The organism is Streptomyces sp. ISL-66 (assembly GCF_018614135.1).
In the GTDB taxonomy this organism is placed as follows: domain Bacteria; phylum Actinomycetota; class Actinomycetes; order Streptomycetales; family Streptomycetaceae; genus Streptomyces.
Genome location: NZ_JAGGOW010000109.1, coordinates 48570 through 68750, shown reverse-complemented (window position 1 = coordinate 68750; position 20181 = coordinate 48570). Strand labels below are relative to the sequence as shown.

At 70.9% G+C, this 20181-nt stretch carries 16 protein-coding genes, 1 tRNA gene and 1 pseudogene; 4 read left to right on the top strand and 14 right to left on the bottom strand.

Going from position 1 to position 20181, the window contains the following annotated elements; genetic code table 11:
* Together J7E97_RS21030 and J7E97_RS21025 are read left to right on the top strand one after the other, a co-directional pair.
* The coding region (locus tag J7E97_RS21030; RefSeq protein WP_215029494.1) for a 4'-phosphopantetheinyl transferase superfamily protein at positions 1-620 on the top strand (620 nt) is incomplete at its 5' end.
* A 111-nt stretch (positions 621-731) separates the two neighbouring features.
* The gene (locus J7E97_RS21025) at positions 732-1523 is read left to right on the top strand and encodes an MBL fold metallo-hydrolase (protein WP_215029491.1); all 792 of its coding nucleotides are present in this window, start codon (positions 732-734) and stop codon (positions 1521-1523) included.
* 120 nt (positions 1524-1643) lie between these two features.
* On the opposite strand, the gene fabI is transcribed toward J7E97_RS21025, so the two are convergent.
* From fabI to J7E97_RS20985, 8 genes are all read right to left on the bottom strand, one after another.
* On the bottom strand, positions 1644-2519 hold the full coding sequence (gene fabI, locus J7E97_RS21020; RefSeq protein ID WP_215029488.1) for an enoyl-ACP reductase FabI: 876 nt from the start codon (positions 2517-2519) through the stop codon (positions 1644-1646).
* Positions 2520-2523: 4 nt separating this feature from the next.
* Positions 2524-3228 (bottom strand): 3-oxoacyl-ACP reductase FabG, encoded by a 705-nt coding sequence (fabG, locus tag J7E97_RS21015; RefSeq protein WP_215029485.1) that lies wholly within the window; start codon positions 3226-3228, stop codon positions 2524-2526.
* Between the two features lie 84 nt (positions 3229-3312).
* Positions 3313-3831, bottom strand: coding sequence for an SgcJ/EcaC family oxidoreductase (locus J7E97_RS21010; protein ID WP_215029482.1), 519 nt, complete (start codon positions 3829-3831; stop codon positions 3313-3315).
* A gap of 110 nt (positions 3832-3941) precedes the next feature.
* Positions 3942-6200: a molybdopterin-dependent oxidoreductase gene (locus J7E97_RS21005; protein ID WP_215029479.1), complete on the bottom strand. Its 2259-nt coding sequence runs from the start codon at positions 6198-6200 to the stop codon at positions 3942-3944.
* A 424-nt stretch (positions 6201-6624) separates the two neighbouring features.
* The gene (locus J7E97_RS21000) at positions 6625-7332 is read right to left on the bottom strand and encodes a dipeptide/oligopeptide/nickel ABC transporter ATP-binding protein (protein WP_215029476.1); all 708 of its coding nucleotides are present in this window, start codon (positions 7330-7332) and stop codon (positions 6625-6627) included.
* Positions 7329-8465: an ABC transporter ATP-binding protein gene (locus J7E97_RS20995; protein WP_251054884.1), complete on the bottom strand. Its 1137-nt coding sequence runs from the start codon at positions 8463-8465 to the stop codon at positions 7329-7331. The genes J7E97_RS21000 and J7E97_RS20995 overlap by 4 nt, the downstream gene beginning before the upstream one ends.
* Complete coding sequence (locus J7E97_RS20990; protein ID WP_374224199.1) at positions 8455-10359, bottom strand: ABC transporter permease subunit; 1905 nt, start codon at positions 10357-10359, stop codon at positions 8455-8457. Before J7E97_RS20990 ends, J7E97_RS20995 begins: the two co-directional genes overlap by 11 nt.
* Complete coding sequence (locus tag J7E97_RS20985; RefSeq protein ID WP_215029473.1) at positions 10356-11852, bottom strand: ABC transporter substrate-binding protein; 1497 nt, start codon at positions 11850-11852, stop codon at positions 10356-10358. The genes J7E97_RS20990 and J7E97_RS20985 overlap by 4 nt, the downstream gene beginning before the upstream one ends.
* A gap of 254 nt (positions 11853-12106) precedes the next feature.
* Between J7E97_RS20985 and J7E97_RS20980 the strand changes: the two genes are divergently transcribed.
* Positions 12107-12179 (top strand) — tRNA-Arg (locus tag J7E97_RS20980).
* 536 nt (positions 12180-12715) lie between these two features.
* On the opposite strand, the gene J7E97_RS20975 is transcribed toward J7E97_RS20980, so the two are convergent.
* From J7E97_RS20975 to J7E97_RS20950, 6 genes are all read right to left on the bottom strand, one after another.
* Positions 12716-13285: a 2OG-Fe(II) oxygenase gene (locus J7E97_RS20975; RefSeq protein ID WP_215029470.1), complete on the bottom strand. Its 570-nt coding sequence runs from the start codon at positions 13283-13285 to the stop codon at positions 12716-12718.
* A complete protein-coding gene (gene cysS / locus J7E97_RS20970) occupies positions 13282-14658 on the bottom strand; it encodes a cysteine--tRNA ligase (protein WP_215029467.1) in 1377 nt (458 codons plus the stop codon). Before cysS ends, J7E97_RS20975 begins: the two co-directional genes overlap by 4 nt.
* A 78-nt stretch (positions 14659-14736) precedes the next feature.
* A complete protein-coding gene (locus J7E97_RS20965) occupies positions 14737-15642 on the bottom strand; it encodes a hypothetical protein (protein WP_215029464.1) in 906 nt (301 codons plus the stop codon).
* Positions 15643-15654: 12 nt separating this feature from the next.
* Positions 15655-16776 (bottom strand): sugar-transfer associated ATP-grasp domain-containing protein, encoded by a 1122-nt coding sequence (locus tag J7E97_RS20960; RefSeq protein WP_215029462.1) that lies wholly within the window; start codon positions 16774-16776, stop codon positions 15655-15657.
* Between the two features lie 795 nt (positions 16777-17571).
* Positions 17572-18774, bottom strand: coding sequence for a helix-turn-helix domain-containing protein (locus tag J7E97_RS20955; protein ID WP_215029460.1), 1203 nt, complete (start codon positions 18772-18774; stop codon positions 17572-17574).
* 89 nt (positions 18775-18863) lie between these two features.
* Complete coding sequence (locus J7E97_RS20950) at positions 18864-19526, bottom strand: HAD-IA family hydrolase (RefSeq protein WP_215029459.1); 663 nt, start codon at positions 19524-19526, stop codon at positions 18864-18866.
* Positions 19527-19860: 334 nt separating this feature from the next.
* Here J7E97_RS20950 and J7E97_RS20945 point away from each other — a divergent pair.
* Positions 19861-20181, top strand: a pseudogene (locus tag J7E97_RS20945) (hypothetical protein); the annotation flags it as partial.

Genomic DNA, 20181 nt, shown 5'->3' with positions numbered 1-20181 from the left:
GTTCCGGCCTCGTGCGCGCCTGGTGGGCCGACGGGCGCGGCCTCTCGGCGGGCGCGGTGGCGGAGCTGGCGGCCGCCGTGCTGCCGCCGCGGGAACGCCTGAGGTACGACGCCGTTTCCGATCCGCTCGGCCGGGCCGAGTTCGTCCTGGCCCGGTTCCTGTTGCGCCGCGCGCTGGGCCGGGTGCTCGGCCGCCCGCCCGCCCGCGTACGGCTCGCCGCCGACCGCGCCGGCCGCCCGTGGGTGGCGGGCGCGCCGGGCGTGGACGTGAGCATCGCGCACGCCGCGGGCCTGGTCGCCGTCGCCGTGGGCACCGGGCTCGCGCCCCGTACCCGGATCGGTGTCGACGTCGAGCAGGTCCGCCCCGTGCCCGGGGCCGGAGCGATGGCCCGGCGGCTGTTCTCCCCCGCCGAACGCGCCCGCCTGGGAGCCGCCCCGAGCGGGGCCGGGGACCTGCTGTGGCTGGACATCTGGACCAGGCGGGAGGCGTACGTGAAGGCCCTCGGCACCGGGGTCCGCGCCATGGCCTCCGCTCCGGACCAGGACGTCGGCCACGTCTGGCATCCGCTGCGGCTGCCGCGCGGATTCACCGGGGGCCTGGTGGTCGTGCCTCCGGCCTGACCGGCCGGGCCCCTTCCCTTTCCACACCGACCTCATCCGTCCCATCCGCCCGATCCGTCCCCCATCCCTCTCCCATCCTTCCCACCCCTTCGCATTCCAAGGAGCAGTTCCATGACGTCAGAGAACACCGCCGCGGACTTCGCCGTCACGCTGGTCGGCGGTCCCACCGTGGTCATCGACCTGGGCGGGCTGCGGTTCGTGACGGACCCGACCTTCGACACCGCCGACTCGTCCTACGAGATGGGCCCGGTGGCCCTGCGCAAGACCGCGGACCCCGCGCTCGCCGCGGACGAGCTCGGCACGGTCGCGGCCGTCCTGCTCTCGCACGACCAGCACCCCGACAACCTCGACGGGGCCGGGCGCGCCTTCCTCAAGGAGGTTCCGCTGGTCCTCACCACGGAGCAGTCCGCCGAGCGCGTCGGCGGTACGGGGCTCGCGCCCTGGGCCGAGCACGTCCTGGAGCGCCCGGACGGCGGCCGGCTCGTCGTCACCGCCGTCCCGGCGCAGCACGGTCCGGCCGGGACCGAGCCGATGCTCGGCTCCGTCACCGGCTTCCTGCTGACCGGTGAAGGTCTGCCGACGGTGTACGTCAGCGGCGACAACGTCTCCCTGGAGCCGGTACGGGAGCTCGCGGAGCGCGTCGGCGCGAACGGCATCGACCTGGCGGTGCTGCACGTGGGCGCCGCCCAGCTCGCCCCGTTCGGACCGACGCTGCTCTCGATGACCGCCGAGCAGGCGGTGGAGACGGCGGACCTGCTGGGCGCGCGCAAGGTGCTCGCCGTGCACCAGGACGGCTGGCAGCACTTCACGGAGGGCCAGGACGCCGTCGCCGCGTCGTTCGCGAAGGCGGGCGGGACGGAGCGGCTCGTCGTTCCCGAGGCGGGCAGCCGCTTCGCGCTCTGAGGCGCGGGCCGGGCTGACCCGCCCGGCAGTCGCAACGGATGGTGCCCCGGACCGCTCCTGCGGCCCGGGGCACCATCCGTTCGCGCGCCGGTCACGCCGTTCGCGGGCCGGTCGCGCCGGTCAGGCGCCCATCGCGTGGTGTCCCCCGTCGACGTGGACGATCTCGCCCGTGGTCGCCGGGAACCAGTCCGAGAGCAGCGCGGCGCAGGCTCGCGCCGTGGACTCCGTCTCGGTGATGTTCCAGCCCAGCGGTGCCTTGGCCGCCCAGTCGTCCTGGGTGCGGGCGAGGCCCGGTATGGCCTTCCCGGCGGTGGTCCGCAGGGGTCCGGCGGCCACGAGGTTGGACCTGATGCCGTGCGGCCCCAGTTCCCGCGCGAGGTACCGGTTGGTGGATTCCAGGGCGGCCTTGGCCACGCCCATCCAGTCGTAACCGGACCAGGCCTTCGTGGCGTCGAAGGTGAGCCCGACGACCGAGCCGCCGCGGCCCATGAGGGGCAGCAGGGACTTGGCGAGCGACATGTAGGAGTAGGCGGAGGTGTGGACGGCGGTGGCCACGTCCTCCCAGGGTGCGGTGAGGAATCCGCCGAGGCAGCTCGGCGGGGCGAAGGCGATGGAGTGCAGTACTCCGTCGACACCGCCGAGGTGTTCGCCCACGGCCTCCGGCAGCCGTTCGAGGTGCCGCGGATCGGTGACGTCCAACTCCACGACCTGCGGCTTCTCGGGCAGGCGGCGGGAGACGAGTTCGACCAGTGACATCCGGCCGTAGCCGGTGAGGACGATGCGGGCCCCCTGTTCCTGGGCGACCTTGGCGGCGGCGAACGCGATCGAACGCTCGGTGATCACGCCGGTGACCACGATGCGCTTGCCGGCGAGCAGACCGCCGCCCGGGGCGAGCGGCGCGGTGGCGGTGGCGGGTGTGGTGATCGTGGAGGCGGTGGTGGTCGTCGATGCGGTCGTGTTCGTCGATGCGGCGGTGTTCGATGCGGTGGTCGTCATGGGATCAGTGCCCCATTCCGAGGCCGCCGTCGACCGGTATGACCGCACCGGTGACGTAGCCGGCCCGCTCGCCCGCGAGCCAGGCCACCGTGTCGGCCACGTCCTCGGGGCTGCCCGCCCGGCCTGCCGGGATCTCCGCCAGGTGTGCGGCCTTGCGGGTCTCGGCCATGGCCGCGGTCATGCCGGTCTCGATGAGACCGGGCGCCACCACGTTCACGGTGATCCCGGACGTGGCGCACTCGCGGGCCAGGGACCGTGCCATGCCGACCATGCCGGCCTTGCTGGCGGCGTAGTTGACCTGGCCCTGGTTTCCTCGCAGCCCGGCGACGGACGACACGAAGACGATGCGACCCCACCGGCCGCGGAGCATTTTGGGCAGCGCCCGCCGGGCACAGCGCCAGCCACCGGTGAGATTGGTGTCGATGACCCGGGAGAAGTGTTCTTCCCGCATCCGCAGCATCGGCCGGTCGTCAGTGATCCCGGCATTGGATATCAGGATCTCCACCGGCCCGAGTTCCGCCTCGACCTCCTTGAATGCGGCGTCGATCTGTTCCGGATGGGCGACATCGCACCGCACGGCGAGAAATTTCCCGTCCGGCGGATCGCTGCGATAGGTGATCGCGACCCGGTCTCCATTGGCGAGGAATTCCTCGGCAATGGCCAGGCCGATGCCCCTGTTTCCTCCCGTGACCAGCACCGTGCGTGGCAACGAAACGCTCCGTTCCTTTTTTGATTCCTCGCTTACCCAACCTTGGGACCAGCCCTGGGATCAGCCCTGGGATCAGCCCTGGGATCAGCCCTGGATGGAAGTGCTCTGGAATTCCTTCATGTAGTAGGCGTTCCCGACCCGCACGGCCGTCCAGGAGACGATGATGCGCTGGCCGATCGGCACCTGCTCGGGGTCGGTGTAGGTGTCACCGGGCTTGAGCAGCCCGCCGAGCCCGTCGATCACGGCGGTGCTGGTCGACAGGCAGCGCACGGTGAGGGGCCTGCCGATCATGCGGGTGCCCTTGAGCGGACCGGCGAAGGCGGAGGTGTAGAAGCTCGCGATCGAATCCCGGCTGGTGAGGTAGGCACCATTGCTCGGAATCATGTGCCCGTCGGTCGTGAACTGCGCGGCGACACCGGCGGCGTCACCCCGGTTCCAGGCGTCGAACAGCCGGTGCGGAACATCGGTGATGGCGGTCTGCGTGGAAGAACACGAGAGAGCCAGCGAGGCCTCGTCCTCCGCCGACGCATTCGCCGCGGTGGCCACTCCGGCCAGGAGTACGAGAGAAACAGCAGGAACCATGATGCGACGGACGAGATTCACGAAATCTCCCATTGACTGACGATTGGGCTCACCCGCACAGCCTAGAGGCGTCCGGAATGGAAGAAAAGTTTTGGCCGGAGACCATCAGGAATTCGAATAGCGGAATGCGACTACTCGGAATCAGCCTTTCCGCTTTCCGTTCCGCGCTCGCCCTCGGTCACCTTTTCCACGCGTACGGGCACCCCGTTGAAGACGGCCGTCCCCGACAGCGGATCCACGAGCGTGCTGTCGGTGACCGCGTTCATGCTCACGCCCGGCTGGGTGGCCGCGTGCGACAGCCGGCTGCCCTCGCGCCCGTGCCCCCAGCCGTACGGAAGGCTCACCACGCCTTCGCGCAGCCGGTCGGTGGGCTCCACCGGCACCACCACCTCACCGCCGCGGCCCCGGACCCGTACCCGCTCGCCGGCGGTGACGCCCAGGCGCTCGGCGTCCCGCGTGCTGATCTCCAGGGTGCAGCGGTTGGTCCCGCCCGACAGCGTCGGGATGTTGTGGGACCAGCTGTTGACGGACTTCAGCTGGCGGCGCGAGATGAGCACCAGCTCACCGGAACGCAGGTCCCGCATCCGCCCGTCGAGCCGGTGCAGGTCCCCGGTGATGCCGGCCGGGCACAGTTCCACCAGGCCGGACGCGGTCATCACGACCTCCCGGCGGCGGGGCCGCAGCGGCCCGAGGTCGATGCCGTTCGGGTTCTCCTTGAGCAGGGCCAGGTTCAGGCCGTCCGGGCGGACGCCGAACAGGTCGCCGGCGGCTCCCAGCCTGAGCATCGAGTCGAGCCGCCGCTCCAGGGCGTTGTCCCCGGTCAACCGAGCCTTCAGCTCGGCTGGTTCGCGGCCGCGCAACGGCGAGTCCGGCCGGCCGGTGGCCGCCCGCAGGGTCAGGTCGATCAGGGCCTCGTCCACGCTCTGCGGATCCCCGGCCGCGCTCTTGCCCGAGGCGATGAGGACCAGCCGGGCGAGGATCTCCGCCTCGCTGGGACGGCCCGGCGGGAGGGCGCGCACCGGTGACGAGAAGCGCGCGTTGCGGCGTACGGACCGGCCGGCGAGGACCACGTCGTAGTGCGGTGACTCCATGGCGCTCGGCGGCGGCAGGATCACCGACGCGTGGCGGGTGGTCTCGTTCAGGTACGGGTCGACGCAGACCATGAAGTCCAGCTCGGGCAGGGCCCGGTCCAGCCGCTCGCCCTGCGGCGCGGCCAGGACCAGGTTCCCGGCTATGCACAGCAGGGCCCGTACCCGCCCCTCGCCGGGCGTGTCGATCTCGTCGGCGAGGGTCGCGGTGGGGAGCTCCCCGTTGACCTCCGGCAGGCCCCGTACCCTGCTGTGCCAGCGCCCGGTGCGGAAAGGCTCGGCGGGGCGGCGGGTGGCGTGCGGCGCCTCGCCGAAGAGCACCCCGCCGGGACGGTCGAAGTTGCCGGTGACGATGTTGACCACGTCCACCAGCCAGCTGGTGAGCGTGCCGAACTCCGTGGTGCAGGTGCCCAGTCGCCCGTACACGGCGGCCGTGGGCGCCGCGGCCAGATCGCGCGCCAGCCGACGGATCGTTTCGGCCGGGACGCCGCAGGCCTCCGCGACCTCCTCGGCCGCGAACGCCTTCACGTGGCCGGACAGCTCCGCGAACCCGGCGAAGCCCGCGCCGGGATCGGTCGCGAGGTCCTCGTCGAACAGGGTGTGGACGATGCCGAGCAGCAGCAGCGCGTCGGTTCCGGGGCGGACCGGGACGTGCTCGTCCGCGAGGTCCGCGGTACGCGTCCGGCGCGGATCGACCACGACCAGCCGCCCGCCCCGCGCCCGCAGCGCCTTGAGGCGTCCCGGCAGGTCGGCGACCGTCCACAGGCTGCCGTTGGACTCCATGGGGTTGGCGCCCAGGATCAGCATGTGGTCGGTGCGGTCGATGTCCGGCAGGGTGAAGGCGAGCGGATCCCCGTACATCAGGCCGCAGGCCACGCTCTTGGGCATGGTGTCGAGCGTGGTGGAGGAGTAGACGTTCCGGGTCCCGAGCCGTTCCCGCAGCACCAGCAGGTAGAGGGGCAGGGCCAGCGTGTGGATGACCGGGTTCCCCATGTAGACGGCGACGGCGTCGCGCCCGTGCCGCTCCGTCACCGCCCGCAACCCGCGCTCGACGGCCTCGAACGCCTCCGCCCAGCCCACCTCGTCGAACCCACCGTCGGGCCGGCGCACCAGCGGCGCGCTCAGCCGGTCCGGATCACCGTCGAAGCGACCCAGCGAAGCGCCCTTCGGGCAGAGGTACCCCTTGCTGAACACGTCGTCCGGATTGCCCCGGACCCGGGTGACCACCTCGTCCACCAGCGTGATGCTCAGCCCGCAGGTCGCCTCGCACAGAGGGCACACCCGCATCGCGGTCCGATCCAAGACTGCCCCCGTACCTCTTGACCAATTGCCCGCAATCCAACCAGCGGGGATACACCCACCCCCCTGCGTTCCGCTGTACGAGAACGGTTTCCACCGATGTTGGCGCGCATCTGCAATCCGCCCCGCACGACCCGCGAGGCGGGTTCGCGCTCTCCGTCCGGCGAATCGGCTTCATCGCACGTCGCGACTTCATCGCACGTCGCGGGTCCGTCCGCAGCCCCTTCGCGGACGTCGGCCCGCTCCCGACGGGCCGGGGCGGAGCCGCCACGGGGCATCAGCCGCCAGTGCCCGGCAAGGACCAGTACGAAGACCCCCGCCCCCGCGAGGCAGGCCGCGCGGAAGCCGCCGGACAGCAGGAGCGCCCCGATGGCGGCCGCCGTACTCCCGGCGAACTGGCTCGAGACGAGGAGGCGGGCCAGCGGACTCACCGGGCCGGACCCCGCCTGGTGGACGCGGCGACGACCCGGCCGGCGCGCATCTCGATCACGCGGTCGCTGAAGTGACGTACCACCGCCATGTCGTGGCTGATGAAGAGATAGCCGAGCCCGAGACGTTCCTGCAGCTCGGCCAGGAGATTGAGGATGCCGGCGCGCAGCGACGGATCCAGCGCGGAGACCGGCTCGTCCAGGACGAGCAGCCGAGGGTCGCAGGCCAGCGCGCGGGCGATGCCGGCCCGCTGGCACTGGCCGCCGGACAGCTCGTGCGGCAGCCGGTCACCGTGCACCGAGGTCAGGCCGACCAGGTCGAGCAGTTCGGTGACACGGGCCCGGGAGTCGGCTTTGGTACGCCCCCGCACCCGCAGGGGCTCCGCGACCGCGTCGCGGATGCGCAGGCGAGGGCTGAGGGAGCCGTAGGGGTCCTGGAAGACCGGTTGCATCGCCGGGCGCAGGGGCCGAAGGCGGCGCTCGTCGAGCGCGGTGAGTTCCTGCCCCTGGAACCACACCTCGCCGCCGTCCGGACGCCGCAGCTGGAGCACGGCCGTGGCGGTGGACGACTTGCCGCAGCCCGAAGGGCCGGTCAGCGCCACGGTCTCACCGGCGGCGATGTCGAACGAGACGTGGTCGACGGCGAGCGCCTCGCCGAAGCGGACCACCAGGTCGCGTACGGAGAGCAGAGGTATGAGCGGGTTCATGCGGGGCTGGCCCTCTCCAGGAACGACTCGGCGAGCGATGGGGTCAGTTCGCGCCAGCGGTGGCAGGAGACCGAGCGCCGGCCGTACGTCTCCTCCGGCTCGGGCAGCTCCTTGCGGCACCGCTCCTCGGCCAGCGGGCAGCGGGGCGCGAAGGCGCAACCGGGGGGCAGGGCGTCGAGCGCGGGCGGCGCACCGGAGATCGCCGGGAGCCGGCGTCCGGGCAGTCGGCGTCCGGGCGACGGTTCTTCGGGCGGCGGTCCTCCGGGCGACGGTCCTTCGGGCGGTGGTTCTCCGGCCAGTGGTTCTTCGGGCGGCAGGGAGGCCAGCAGCCCGGCGGTGTACGGGGCGTGCGGCTGCCTGAACACCTCGTCCACCGGCCCGGACTCGGCATGCCGCCCCGCGTACATCACCAGCACCCGGTCGGCGTGGTCACGCACCGCCTCCAGGTCGTGCGTGACCAGGACGAGCGCCGCGCCTGTCGCCTTGCACCGCCGCACGAGCAGTTCCAGTACCTGGTCGCGCAGTTCGGAGTCCAGGGCCGTCGTCGGCTCGTCGGCGACGACCAGGTCCGGTTCGTTGACCGTGGCCATCGCGATGACGGCCCGCTGCCGCATCCCGCCGGAGAACTCGTGCGGATACGCACGCGCCGTGCGCGCCGCGTCCGCGATCCCCACCTTCTCCAGCGCGGTCACCGCGGCCGCCCGTGCCCGGCTGCGGGAGAGCCCGCGCACGGACCGTACGGCGGCGGCCAGTTGATCGCCCACACGGTGCACGGGGGACAGCGCGGAAAGCGCGTCCTGCGGCACGAGCGCGACCCGGCGCCCCCAGAGCGCGGCCCGCGCCGAACGGTCCGCGCCGACGAGTTCGACGGCACCGGAACCCGGGGCGTGCAGTGTCACGTTCCCCGCGACGATCGCGCCGCGCGGCGCCATGCCGATCACGGTCCGCGCGGTGACGGACTTCCCCGCTCCCGACTCGCCCACCACGGCCAGGACTTCGCCCCTGCGCACGTCGAAGGAGAGCCCGCGCACGGCCGGCCCGGAGTCGAAGGCGATGGTCAGGTCCCGGACGGAAAGGAGGGGGTCGGACAGGGGCTCGGACAGGGGCTCGGACACGGATGCCTCAGGCTTCAAGGGAGAGCTCCTCGGGGGCTCGTGAACGGATACGAGTACGGGCTCGTGAACGGGTACGGGCTCGTGAACCGGTACGGGTACGGGTACGGGTACGGGTACGGGTACGAGTACGAGTACGGTCGCGGAATCGGTATCGCATCCGCGTCGCGCGAGACCCGCCAAGCCCTGCGGCGCCGCCGAGCACCGACCCCAGCGCCACCGCTAGGCCCGCCAGGAGCGCGAGCGCCACCGCCGGTGCGAGCGCGGCCCATGGCGCGCGCTCCACGTAGGCCCGCGACTCGTCGAGCAGCAGTCCCCACTCGGGCGCGGGCGGCTGCGCCCCCAGGCCCAGGAACCCGAGCGAGGCCAGCGCGAGCGCGATGCCGGGGAGCCGGAGCACCGCGTGCCGGGCCACCGGGCCGGCCACCGAGGGCAGCACGTGCCGGGTGAGGATCCAGCGCGGCGGCGCGCCGATCGCCTTCTGTGCGGTGAGGAACGACGAGGCCCGTACCTCCTGTGCCAGCGCCGCGGCGTGCGCGGCGAGCGGCGGCCAGGAGATCAGCCCGACGGCCAGCGCGGCACCGCCCGTGCCGGGACCCGCTACCGCCGCGACGAGAATGCCGACGATCACCGGCGGCAAGGCGTTGGCGATGTCCGAGGCCCCCGCGGCGAACGTCGGCAGGAAGCCGAGCACCAGCGCCAGCAGAAAACTGACCGCGCACACCGCGGCCGCCGTGCCCACGGTCGACGCGGCCCCGTGCCCGAGCCGGGCGAGCACGTCCCGGCCGAGTCCGTCCGTACCCAGCGGATGCGCCCAGGACGGCGCCGCGAGGCGGGCGCCCGTCTCCACGGCGTACGGATCGCGCAGCAGACCCCAGACGACGGCCGTCAGGAGTACGCCGCCGAGAGCGATCGGTACCAGGGGGTGCCCGCGCACCGGGCGCGGCGCGGGCAGCGTGAGTCCGGTGTCGCGCAGGGCGGGCCCGAGCAGCCGACGCCGCAGGCCCGCGGCGAGCACGCCCGCGGTCAGACCGAGGGCGAGCAGCGCGAGGACCGCTCCTTGCAGCAGCGGCAGGTCCTGCGCCTTGGCCGCGCCGAGGGCGGTGCGGCCGATGCCGGGCACCGCGAACACGCTCTCCACGGCGACCGCGCCGCCCGTCAGACCGACCGCGACCATCCCGAACTGCGGTACCAGCGGCGGCAGTACGCGCTTGAGCGCGGCCCCTGCCACGCGTGCGCGGCTCACTCCGGAGCCCTGCCACAGCTCGACCCACCGCTCGTCGAGCACACCGGGCAGCGCGTCCGCGAGGAGCCGCCCCAGCAGCCCGCCCGCGGGAACACCGAGCGCGAGGGCGGGCAGCACGAGGTGGGCGGGCCCTTGCCAGCCGGACGTCGGCAGCCAGCCGAGCCACACCCCGGACACCAGCAACGCGACGGTGGCGAGCAGGAATTCGGGCACGGCGGCGAGCATCGCGGCACCTGCCCCTGCCGACCCGCGCCCCCGTACGAGAACGGGCACGACGAGCGCGCAGGCCACGAGGGCCGCCACCACGAGCGCGGCCCCCATCAGCGTCAGCGACACCTGGAACCCGGCGGTCACCGACGGCAGCACCTCGGCGCCCGACACCCACGAGGTGCCGAGGTCACCGCGGGCCAGCGAGGCGGCCCAGTTCCCCAGCAGCGCGAGGGGCCCCGCGTCCAGGCCCAGGTCGACGCGGATCGCGTGCAGCGCCTCGGCCGTCGCCTCCTGCTCGGCCGACCGGGCCCGTAGCACGGTGAGCGCCGGATCGTTCCCGGAGAGCCAGGGCAGCAGTCCCACGGCCGCCAGTACGAGGGCCAGGCACCCAGCGCGGGTCAGCGCGCCCTTCACCCGCGAGCCGGCGCGCGGGCCCGCCTTCTTGGTCGTGACCTTCACTTGACGTACGTCTTGGCCGTGACCAGCTCGCGCTCGCGCGGGTCGTGCGCGGCGTCCACCACGGAGGCCGCGTCGCCCTGGATCACGCGCTCGTGGAGCATCGGGATCGCGGCGTCGGTGGCGAGGACCGCGCGCTCCGCCTCCATGACGGCCTTGCGGCGTGCGTCGCCCGCCGGGGCGGCGGAGGCCTGGTCCAGGGCCTTGTCGACGGCCGGGTCGTCGAGCTGGGAGATGTTGAAGGAGGCGTCGGACGCGAAGTCGCTGTAGAGGTACGCGGCCGGATCGCCGGAGTCGAGGACGGTGGCGCGGGAGAGGATGAACGCGTCGAACTCACCTGCCAGCGCGTCGGATTCGATGGCCGCGTACTCGCGCACTTCCAGCTTCACCTTGAACCCGGCCTTCTGAAGCTGCTGTTGGAGCGTCGCGGCGACCTCGGGGAGCTCGGCACGATCGGTGAAGGTGCCGATGGTGACGGTTACGCCGTCCGGATCGCCGGCCTTCGCCCGCCGGATGTCCTTGGACCGCAGGTCGGCCGCCCACGGCAGGGCCGGTCCGAGCAGCCCCTGCGCGACATCGGCCCGCCCCTCGTACACGCCCTCGACCAGGCTCTTCGCGTCGATCGCCGTGCGGGCTGCGGCACGCAGGCCGGGATCCTTGAACGGGCCCTTCGCGGTGTTCAGGTAGAGGGTGTTGGTGCGTGGCATCGGCACTTCGGTGATCTGGCCCTCGTCCAGGAGCGAGGCCTGGGAGACGGGGACGGCCTCGACGATGTCGGCCTCACCACTGCGCAGCGCGGCGGCGCGCGCGGTGCCGTCGGGCACGAACTTCACGTCGATGCCGGGGGACTTGGCCTTCTCCCCCCAGTAGCCGTCGTAACGGTCGAGGGCGGCGGACGAGGTGCCCTTGACGTCGGTCAGCTCGAACGGGCCGGTGCCGGCGCCGAGGGGGCTGACGGTCTTCCCCTCGTACGCCTTGGCCGCGAGGATCGAGAGCTGCGGGGAGCTGAGCCGCTGCGGGACCAGCGGATCCTCGGCGGCCGTGGTGACGGCGACCTCGTCGCCGTCCACCTTCGCCGTCAGCTCGACGCCGTCGAGGATGCGCGGCTTGGGCGACGCGGACGCGGCTTCGGTGAGGGAGCGTACGACCGCGTCGGCGGTGAGCTTCGTCCCGTCGTGGAACGTGACCCCGTCGCGGACGGTGAAGGTCCAGGTCGTGCCGGACTGCGTCCAGGCCGTGGCGAGCGCGGGCAGGGCCTCGCCGTTGCGGTCGAGGCGGACGAGCGTCTCGGCGGTGGACCACCGCGACAGCTTGAAGGCGTCGTCGGAGAGCGGCGAGAGACCGGAACGCGGCGGCTGCATCATCGCCACGCGTATCCGCTTGCCTTCGCCCCCGGCCCCGCCGGACGCCGAGTCGTTCGCGGCGAAACAGCCGGTCAGCAGCGAGGACGCGGCAGTGACGGCAACCAGGGGGAGCAGGCGGGCAGGCAGGCGCACGGGAGCCCTTTCAGGCAAAGGAACGGTCAAGACGTGTGACCGTAGCAGATGACAATCATTTTCAACAAGCCTCCCCGCGACGCCGCCACCAAGACCCCGCAGAATGCGGCGCCCGGCCCCCCAACAACTGAGCCGCAGCGCCCCGCCCGGATCCGCTACCCTGTCCCTGGGCTGCCCTTGCGGCAGCCCAGGACCTTGCAGGGGCGAGCCCGAATCTCACGCAGAGCATTTCGGCCACGCCTCACGCAAGGCCCGCCTTCGTAGCTCAGGGGATAGAGCACCGCTCTCCTAAAGCGGGTGTCGCAGGTTCGAATCCTGCCGAGGGCACAGTGCGCAAGGCGCTGACCTGGGATTTCCTCCCAGCCGAGCGCTCTATTCGGCCCCGGACCCCTGGTCCGGGGCCGTTTTCGTGAGCGGTGCGTGAGCGGACGTGCCGTCTACCTCCGGGATTGCCGCCGACGGATCGGCACCGTCCGGCACCCTCGCCACGTCCTCGCCCGTGATCGCACGTCGAATCTGGTTGCCGAAAGGTTCACCAAGAGCTACGCGATACACCGCGCGGCCGGCTACCAGCCGTGGACCCGAAGGCGCGTTTCGAGCTGGCGGTACCAGGAAGCCGCCAGCAGGCCGAGCCCGCGAGGAAGTGGGGGCGCGGCTGGTCAGCCGTGGGTTCCGCTGCTGTGCGCGCCTGAGACAAACGCAGGGCCGGCCCGGCGGGTGCGGGTCGGCCCTGCGGGTGGGGCCGTGCGGTCCTGGCCGGGTTCATGGACCACCGGGGCCGTGTTGTCCAGGCCATGGCAATACTGCTGACGGCTCAGCATTGAGCTGCCATACCCTTGGCGGCTCACCGCGGTACGGCGGCCCTACAGGTTCTCGGCATCGGTACGGATGACGAGGGTGATGCGTTCGCCGCTCGTGATCGGCCGTACGCCGTGGATGTGGTCGCGGGTGGCCGGGAAGGCGACCAGGGTGCCGCAGGGAGGCTTGATCTCCTGGGGCGGGTTCTCGAAGAACAGCTCGCCCCCGGCGTAGGAGTCCGGCGTGTTGAGCCAGACAAGCAGGGTGAGGTCGCCTCCGACGACGGGCTGGCCGTTGGTACGGGCACGCTCGCGCTCGATGTCGGTGACCTCGTCGTGGTGCGCCACGAACCCGACGCCGGGGCCGTAGCGGTAGACCACCGCCGGCTGGGTGGGTATCCGCGACGGATCGGCCTGGAAGTGGCTGCGGATGTACGGAGCGCAGTGGGAGATGACCGCTTCCTCCAGCTGCGTCGGGATCTCCACGTACTCGCTCTTGCGCAGCGTCTCGTCGACGACGCCTTGGAAGGTGCGCGGCCGGGCGGTCTCGCTCTTCACGTGGTCCATCAGAGCGCCGCAGAGGCTGAGAGGGATGGCGCCTTCTACGAGAAGGGGTAACCGGGTCTTCCAGGTCATTGGGTGTTTTCCTTCCACCAGCGGGTGCCTTCGGGCGAGTCTTCGAGGGTGATGCCCTGCTTGGTGAGCTGCTCGCGGATCGCGTCGGCCTCGGTGAACTTCCTCGCGGCGCGGAGCCGGTCGCGTTCCTTGACGAGGTCGTCGACAGCGGTGTCGCCCTGGTCGGCGCCGGCGATGTCGAAGGTTCCGAAGAGGTTGTTGACGTCCTGGATCAGCCGCAGAGAGGCCGGCCCGGACGGTTCCTGAGTGCGGTTCTGCTCGCGAATGCACTGGAAGAGGACGGCGAGGGCGCCTGGGGTGTCGAAGTCGTCGTCCAGGTGCTCACGCATCTCCTTCCAGGCGTCTTCGGCACGTGCGGTGTTCGCCGGGCTGTCGGTGTGAGCGGGGTCGATGGTCCGGGCGAAGTTCTCGATCCGGCGGCGTGCCGCTCGGGCCTGCTCCAGCGTGGTGTCGTTCAGCTCCATGGAGGAGCGGTAGTGCTGGGAGAGGAAGGCGTACCGCAGGGTGCGGGAGTCCGTCCTGGCGAGCGCGTCACGGATGGTGAGGAAGTTCCCTGTGCTCTTCGACATCTTGTCGCCGTCGACCCGCAGGAGACCGGTGTGCATCCAGTAGCGGGCCAGGGGCTCGACGCCGGAGGCGGCCTCCATCTGGGCGACCTCGGCTTCGTGGTGGGGGAAGATGAGGTCGACGGCGCCGCCGTGCAGGTCGTAGGAGGGGCCGAAGAAAGTCTCCGTGATCGCGGTGTCCTCGATGTGCCAGCCCGGTCGGCCCGGTCCCAGTTCGGTCTCCCAGAACGGTTCGCCGTCCTTGCGTCCCTTCCACAGGGCGAAGTCGCCGGGGCTGCGCTTCTTGGAGTGGTCGTCGATCCGTGAGACCGAGTCCTCGGGGCGCAGGTCGGTGCGGCCGGACAGCTTGCCGTACGCGGGGAACGAGGCCAGGTCGAAGTACCAGCCGTCATCGAGCTGGTAGGCATGGCCGCGGGCGATGAGCCTCTTGACCTGGTCCACGATCGCGTCGATGTGGTCGTGGGCCCGTGCGTGGACGTCGACGCGGGTGTTCCCCAGCGCGACCATGTCCTCCAGGTACTGCTTCTCGAAGAGGGCCGCGATGTCCTCCGGAGGTACGTTCTCCTCCTTCGCACGCCGGATGATCTTGTCGTCCACGTCGGTGATGTTCTGGAGGTAGGTGACCTTGTAGCCGCTCGCTTCCAGATACGCGGCGATGAAGTCGAACTGCGTGTACGTCTTCGCGTGCCCGACGTGGCTGGGGCCGTAGACGGTAGGTCCGCACACGAACATCCGCACCTCGGTCTCCCGCTCGGGGCGGAAATCCTCCGTCCGTCCGGTCAGTGTGTTGTGGACCTTGATCGCCATCGTTCCTCCTGGGTGAGCGGATCACGCAGCGTACTGACGTGCTGACAACAGCGTCTAATTGGAATCGTCGTACTCACCTCAGGAGACGAATCGGGGGGAGGGGCGGTCAGCGAAGACCGATGCGTGGTCCCCGAGAATGTGGTGGTTGGCCCGCTGGTACGCCTTGCGCACGGTCTCGATGGCCCGGGTGCTCAGGTCCATTCCGGCCGAGCGGCAGAACGCCTCCAGGGCCTCGCACCGCCGCTCCAGGTCAACCATCGACAGGGGGTCGCACTGCTGGGCTTCGATCAGGAGGTTTTCCTGCTCGGTGGTGATCAGGCCCAGCGCGCCGAGGGAGTGGAGCTTCCATTTCATGTTCGGCAGCAGTCGGCCCGAGCGGGCGTACAGCCAGTCCACGATCTCGTCCAGGGCGCCTGACAGGACGAAGTGGCCGGTGGGTGTTCCGACGCGGCGTGCCATGCGCAGGGGGATCTCGCGGACATCCCAGGTGATCCGGTTGTGGAGCCGGTGGGTCTCGGTCTCCAGCCGCCAGAGCTGTTCTTGCGTCTTGCGGGAGATCAGCGCCCCGAAGGCGTTCTCGCGGTCGAGCAGCGGTTCGCCCTTGTTCGCGTAGGCGTCGCACTTGTCGCTGTTCCACATCGTGCGCGGGTCGGCCTCGTACTGGAACAGGAGCTGGTGGACGTTGACCTCCATGCTCCCCCAGGGAACCGGCAGGTAGAAGCTGAACTCCGGGACCCAGGCGGGGAGCCGTTCGCGGACCAGGGCGTACGTGTCCGCCGGCGACGGCCTCCACTCGTCCTCCTTGAGGGGGACGTCGAGGACGACGGCGAGGTCGAGATCGGAGTCGGTGCTGAACCTCGTGACGTTGTTGGGTGCGACGGCCGAGGAGGAAAGGACGTAAAGCGCCTGGACCTCGGGCATCGACTGGAGAGTGTCGAGGAGGCCGGCGGCTGCGGCGCGGGCCTGCGTTTTCAGGTCTTCCACGGGAACCCCTTGTCAGATGATCGGGCGATCCATCACGGCGCGGAGCGCCGGGACGAGATCCGGAGCGACACCGCCATGGGTGCGCTGGATGTGTGCGAGCGAAGGGCTGCTGTTGCCCTCGATGACCACAGGTCCGCCGGGAGTGACCGCGATGTCCCAGCCGATGAAGGGCACCTGCGGGAAGAGACGGGCGCAGCGGGCAGCCAGCTCACGAACCTCGCCGATGTGGGCGACCCGGTGGCCGGCGAACGGCACCGTGCTGACCTGGTGGCACGTCTGGGCGTTGAGGTACCGGTCGTAGCCGTGGCTGTCCAGTTCCCCGTCGGGGTGCACCCGGATCTGCAAGCCGCCATCGGCCGAGTTGTCCGTCGTGCTGTCGATGCCGCCGAGCTTCAGCATCATGTAGAGCACCTCGGCGGTGCCGGCGGTCAGCAGGGTGATGACGCGGAAGGTGTTGAGGGCGTACGGGTTCAGCGCGTCCAGGTCGTGGTGCTGCGGTACGTGTTGCTCCACCAGCCAGGTGCCCCACCGCTTCGCGTAGGCCGCGAGGTCGAAGCCGTCCTCGCCGGGCCGCACGATCACGACTCCGGAGCCGCCGCTGGAGTAGCGGGAGGGCTTGAACACCACGCGCCCGAAGCCGGAGGCGTGATCGAGGACGTCCGCCAGCGAAACCGCCTCCCCCTCGGAAGTGACGGCTGCACGGCCGTCACCGCTCGCGATCAGTGGGGGCTGCGGGATGCCTGCGGAGGCGAGGATCTTCTTGCAGACCGCCTTGTCGTCCAGGTCGACGGTGTCGCGGTTCACACGGGGAAGGAGTCGATGGAACAAGGCGGTCTCCGGCAGGTACGAACAGGCCCGTTCGGCAGACACCTCGCGCCGGTACCCGCCGTAGCGGAAGTAGTGGAACGGCAGGCAGCGCCACCGCGCGGAGACCATCACCAGATCCCCGGCGATACGGGCCACGCTCTTCCTGTCCCCGTCGCGCAGCATCGTGGGAAGGTGCTCGCGGCTCATCTGCCGCACCTGGTAGGGGAGAAACCGTATGCCGGACACGCGGGGAAGAACCCGGGTACGGAACCACTCCTCGGTCATCGCCTGCTGGTGGTTGAAGCCACGGTTCGCAGTGCGGGTCATGTCGCTCCTCCGATGTCTCAGTAGTCCGGGGTTCCGGCGATGGCCAGGGCAAGGACCACGGCGGTGACAGCGATGACGTAGGCCAGGACCGCGAAGTGCTGCTTCATCGGGCGGGCTCGATACTGTCGGCCGCGGTCGGCCAGAGGCGCTCGGCATTCATGAGCTGTCCGCCTGCGGTATGTCGCCCCACGGGGACCACCCCGAGGAGGCGTCAGCGATGTCGCGGCGCCGGTGCTGCTGGCCGCGGGTGCGGCGGGGCAGGGTGTATCAGCGGCGTGCACGAGGAACCCGCCCCGGTCTCGGATGAGGACTCCAAGGCTGGCGAACTGAGCGGTGTCGGAAGCGACATGGGAGAGGGCTCCGACGATGATTCCCCGAATCATCCCGGTGGACAGGGCCGACGTTATGGCCTGCCAACCGGGCCGCTCGTCGAGCAGCACCGCAGGGTCGGTATCGGACCACGCCCCGGCAACGTGCCAGTGTCGGGCATCGGCGTAGTGGCGACTGCGCCTCTCACCGTCTCGGACGGCAGTGGCGATGGCAGAGCAGGCGTAGACGGCGACGGGTACGTGCCCGAGGCCGCCGGGCGGGTTGTTCGGCATGCCCACAAGGCTGCTGCGCACCGGCACGCGGGCCCAGACACGGCCCGTGGCAGTGGTGGCAGTCCGCGCCGGGTTTCACTGCCATGGGGCGTGGCAGCGTCGGATCCGGAGGCCGAGATAGTGCAACGCCCCGTAGCAGTCAGGCAGGTGGTGGCCGACCGACTGCTACGGGGCGTGGTAGCCGGGCCCCGGGTCAGCGCACCCCGAGGGGGACCCCGGCGATGTTGGCGAGACCGCGCAGGCGGCCGACGGAAACACCGGCGAGCCGGCCGATGATGACGCCGGGGAGCATCTGGTGGCGCACCCAGCCGGGGGCCATCGTGCAGACGGCTTCGAGGGTGTCGGCGGCAGCCTCCCAGCGGCGGCATTCCACGTGGGTGAGGGCGACGTCCAAGCCGTAGCGGGCCCGGGTGGCCAGCGGCACGCTGTCGTCCAGGCGGACGGTGTCCATGAGGCGCAGTGCTCCGGAGGTGTCGCCGAGGGCCACGGCGATGCTCATGGCCTGCGTGGCGGCGTACATGGGCCCGTACGGCTGGGCGTGGGCGCCGCGGGCGTGCTCTTCCCCGATGCGGGCGGCCACGGCGTGGGCCTGGGAGAGGTACTCGCGGGCGCTGTCCGCGCTCGCACCGCCTCGTGATGCGGCCACGGCGGCGTTCGTGACGAGCTGCCCGTACACGCTCAGCCGGTCGGGGTCGTGCTCGCTCATCTTGGGTTCGATCCGATCGGCCTGCGCGGCGGCAAGAGCGAACCCCTGCGTGGTGCGGCCGTCGCGCAGGTTGACCCACGCCGTCGTGGCGGCCAGGTGGGCGTCGCGGAGGTCGTCCCCGGCCTGCACGGCGATCTGGCGGCCGTACGTCAGCGCTGCGTAGGCCAGATCGCGAGAGCCCAGCACGTTGGCAGCCATACCCGCTGTCTGGAAGGTGTCGATCAGGACGCCGCCGGCGGCCTCCCGCTCGGCGGGGTCGGCGGCATCGAACCGGGCCTTTGCCTCGGGGAGGAGCTGACCCAGGAGCGTACCGAGTTCGGTGTACCGGCCTGCCCAGTAGGCCTCATCCGCACGGCGGACGACGGCACGCAGCTCCTCGACGGTGCCCGGCTCGATGTCGGCGGGGATACCTATGGCAGCGTCGTGGGTGGCCGCGGACACCATCCGAAGCGCGGCCCGCTCGTCGCGGTCCATGGACCGGCGGGGCGCCTGCTGGCCGAGGAGTACGGCGATGTCCGTGCCGAGGGCGTCGGCGATAGACAGCAGCGACGGCAGCGACGCGGTACCCCCGCGTTCCAGCTTGCGGATCACGCCGACGGACACGGCGGCGGCTTCCGCTAACTGCTCCTGCGTCATCCCGCCGCGCAGCGCCTTCAAACGCTCAGAGGTGGTGTACTCCGACCACTGCATGCTCCAGCACCTCCGTGTGATTGGCTTCACACGGACGGTACTGGCAGGAGCGGTGGGGCCGACAGCCCTTGATCAGCCGGAAGTTGTGGTCACGCGGCGAGGACCGCACTGACTCCCAGAAGGGCCTCAAGCTCCGCAACGGCCTCGTCCTCACCAGTGGCGTGGACGGTGGTGATGCCCAGCTCGACGGCCGGCGGCAGGTTCACCGCGTGATCGTCCACGAACACGCACCGCTCGGCGGGCAGGCCAATGCGGTCCAGGGTCAGCCGGTAGATCGCCGGATCAGGTTTGGCAATGCCGACCAGCTCGGATACGACGTGCACATCGAACAGGTCCCAGATTCCGACGTGCTCGTACGGGTTGAACGGGTCCAGGCCGAAGCTGTTGGACAGCAGGGCGACCCGATGACCAGCCGCCCGTGCCGCACGGGCAAGGGCCGCCATCCGACGAGCCGCTGGCACCCCGGCCCACGCCCGGCCCATCAGGTTCACCGGGTCCACGTGCGCACCGAGGAGAGGGGCAGTGCCCTCGTTCCACTCCGCCTGGCCTATCTCCCCGATCTCCAGGGCCGCGTACAGACGCCGGCCTTCCGGGTGGTCGTTGAGGGTGCTGCGCCAGGCCTCCGGGGCCAGTCCTTCGGATACGCACCACGCACGGTGGACAGCGAGGGGGTTGACTGTGAGCACTCCGGCAAAGTCGAGGATCAGCCCACGAGGAGCGCTCCCGTTGGCGGTGTCAGTGCTGCGCGGCATCCTGTGACCGTCCTTCCGTCATTGGTGTCGTAGGGACGCTATCGCGCGCCGAACTCGTCAGAGGTACGGGAGGACTCCGCATCCCACTGATCCGAGTGCCCATGGTCCAAGGCTGGTACCAGCGGCGAGTTTCCGACCTGGCGCTGCCCCTCCGTGCAACGCGGTTACTGACGAGGGCGGGAGCGAGCAACGTCGCGGCTAAGGTGACCCGAAACAGCGAGGCAGCTGGGCAGCCAGTTGGAGGTAGCGAGTGGGTGTTGCTGATCCCTTGGCGATACGGGTGCCAGTAGGGGAGGACTCCCACCTGTGGACCAGCAGGACCACAAGTCACAAGGTGCTGCTGGTTGCGCACAACGTCACTTCTGCCGGACGCCTCCTGGACGTCTTGCCGCTGTTCCGCGACGACTTTCGCGTGCAGATGCTGGTGACCGCCACTGGGTCGTCAGCGTTCCGGTCGGGGCTCCACGAGTTGTTCGCCGGGTTGGAGCTGCCCATAGTGCCTTGGGGGCAGGCCCAGTCGATACCGGTCGACCTCGCCGTATCAGCGAGCTTCGGCGGAGAACTCCATAACCTTCAGGGCAAATTGAGCATTTTGTCGCATGGTGTTGGATATACTAAGAGACTGGCGAGGCCGGGAGCCGGGAGCCGGGAGCCG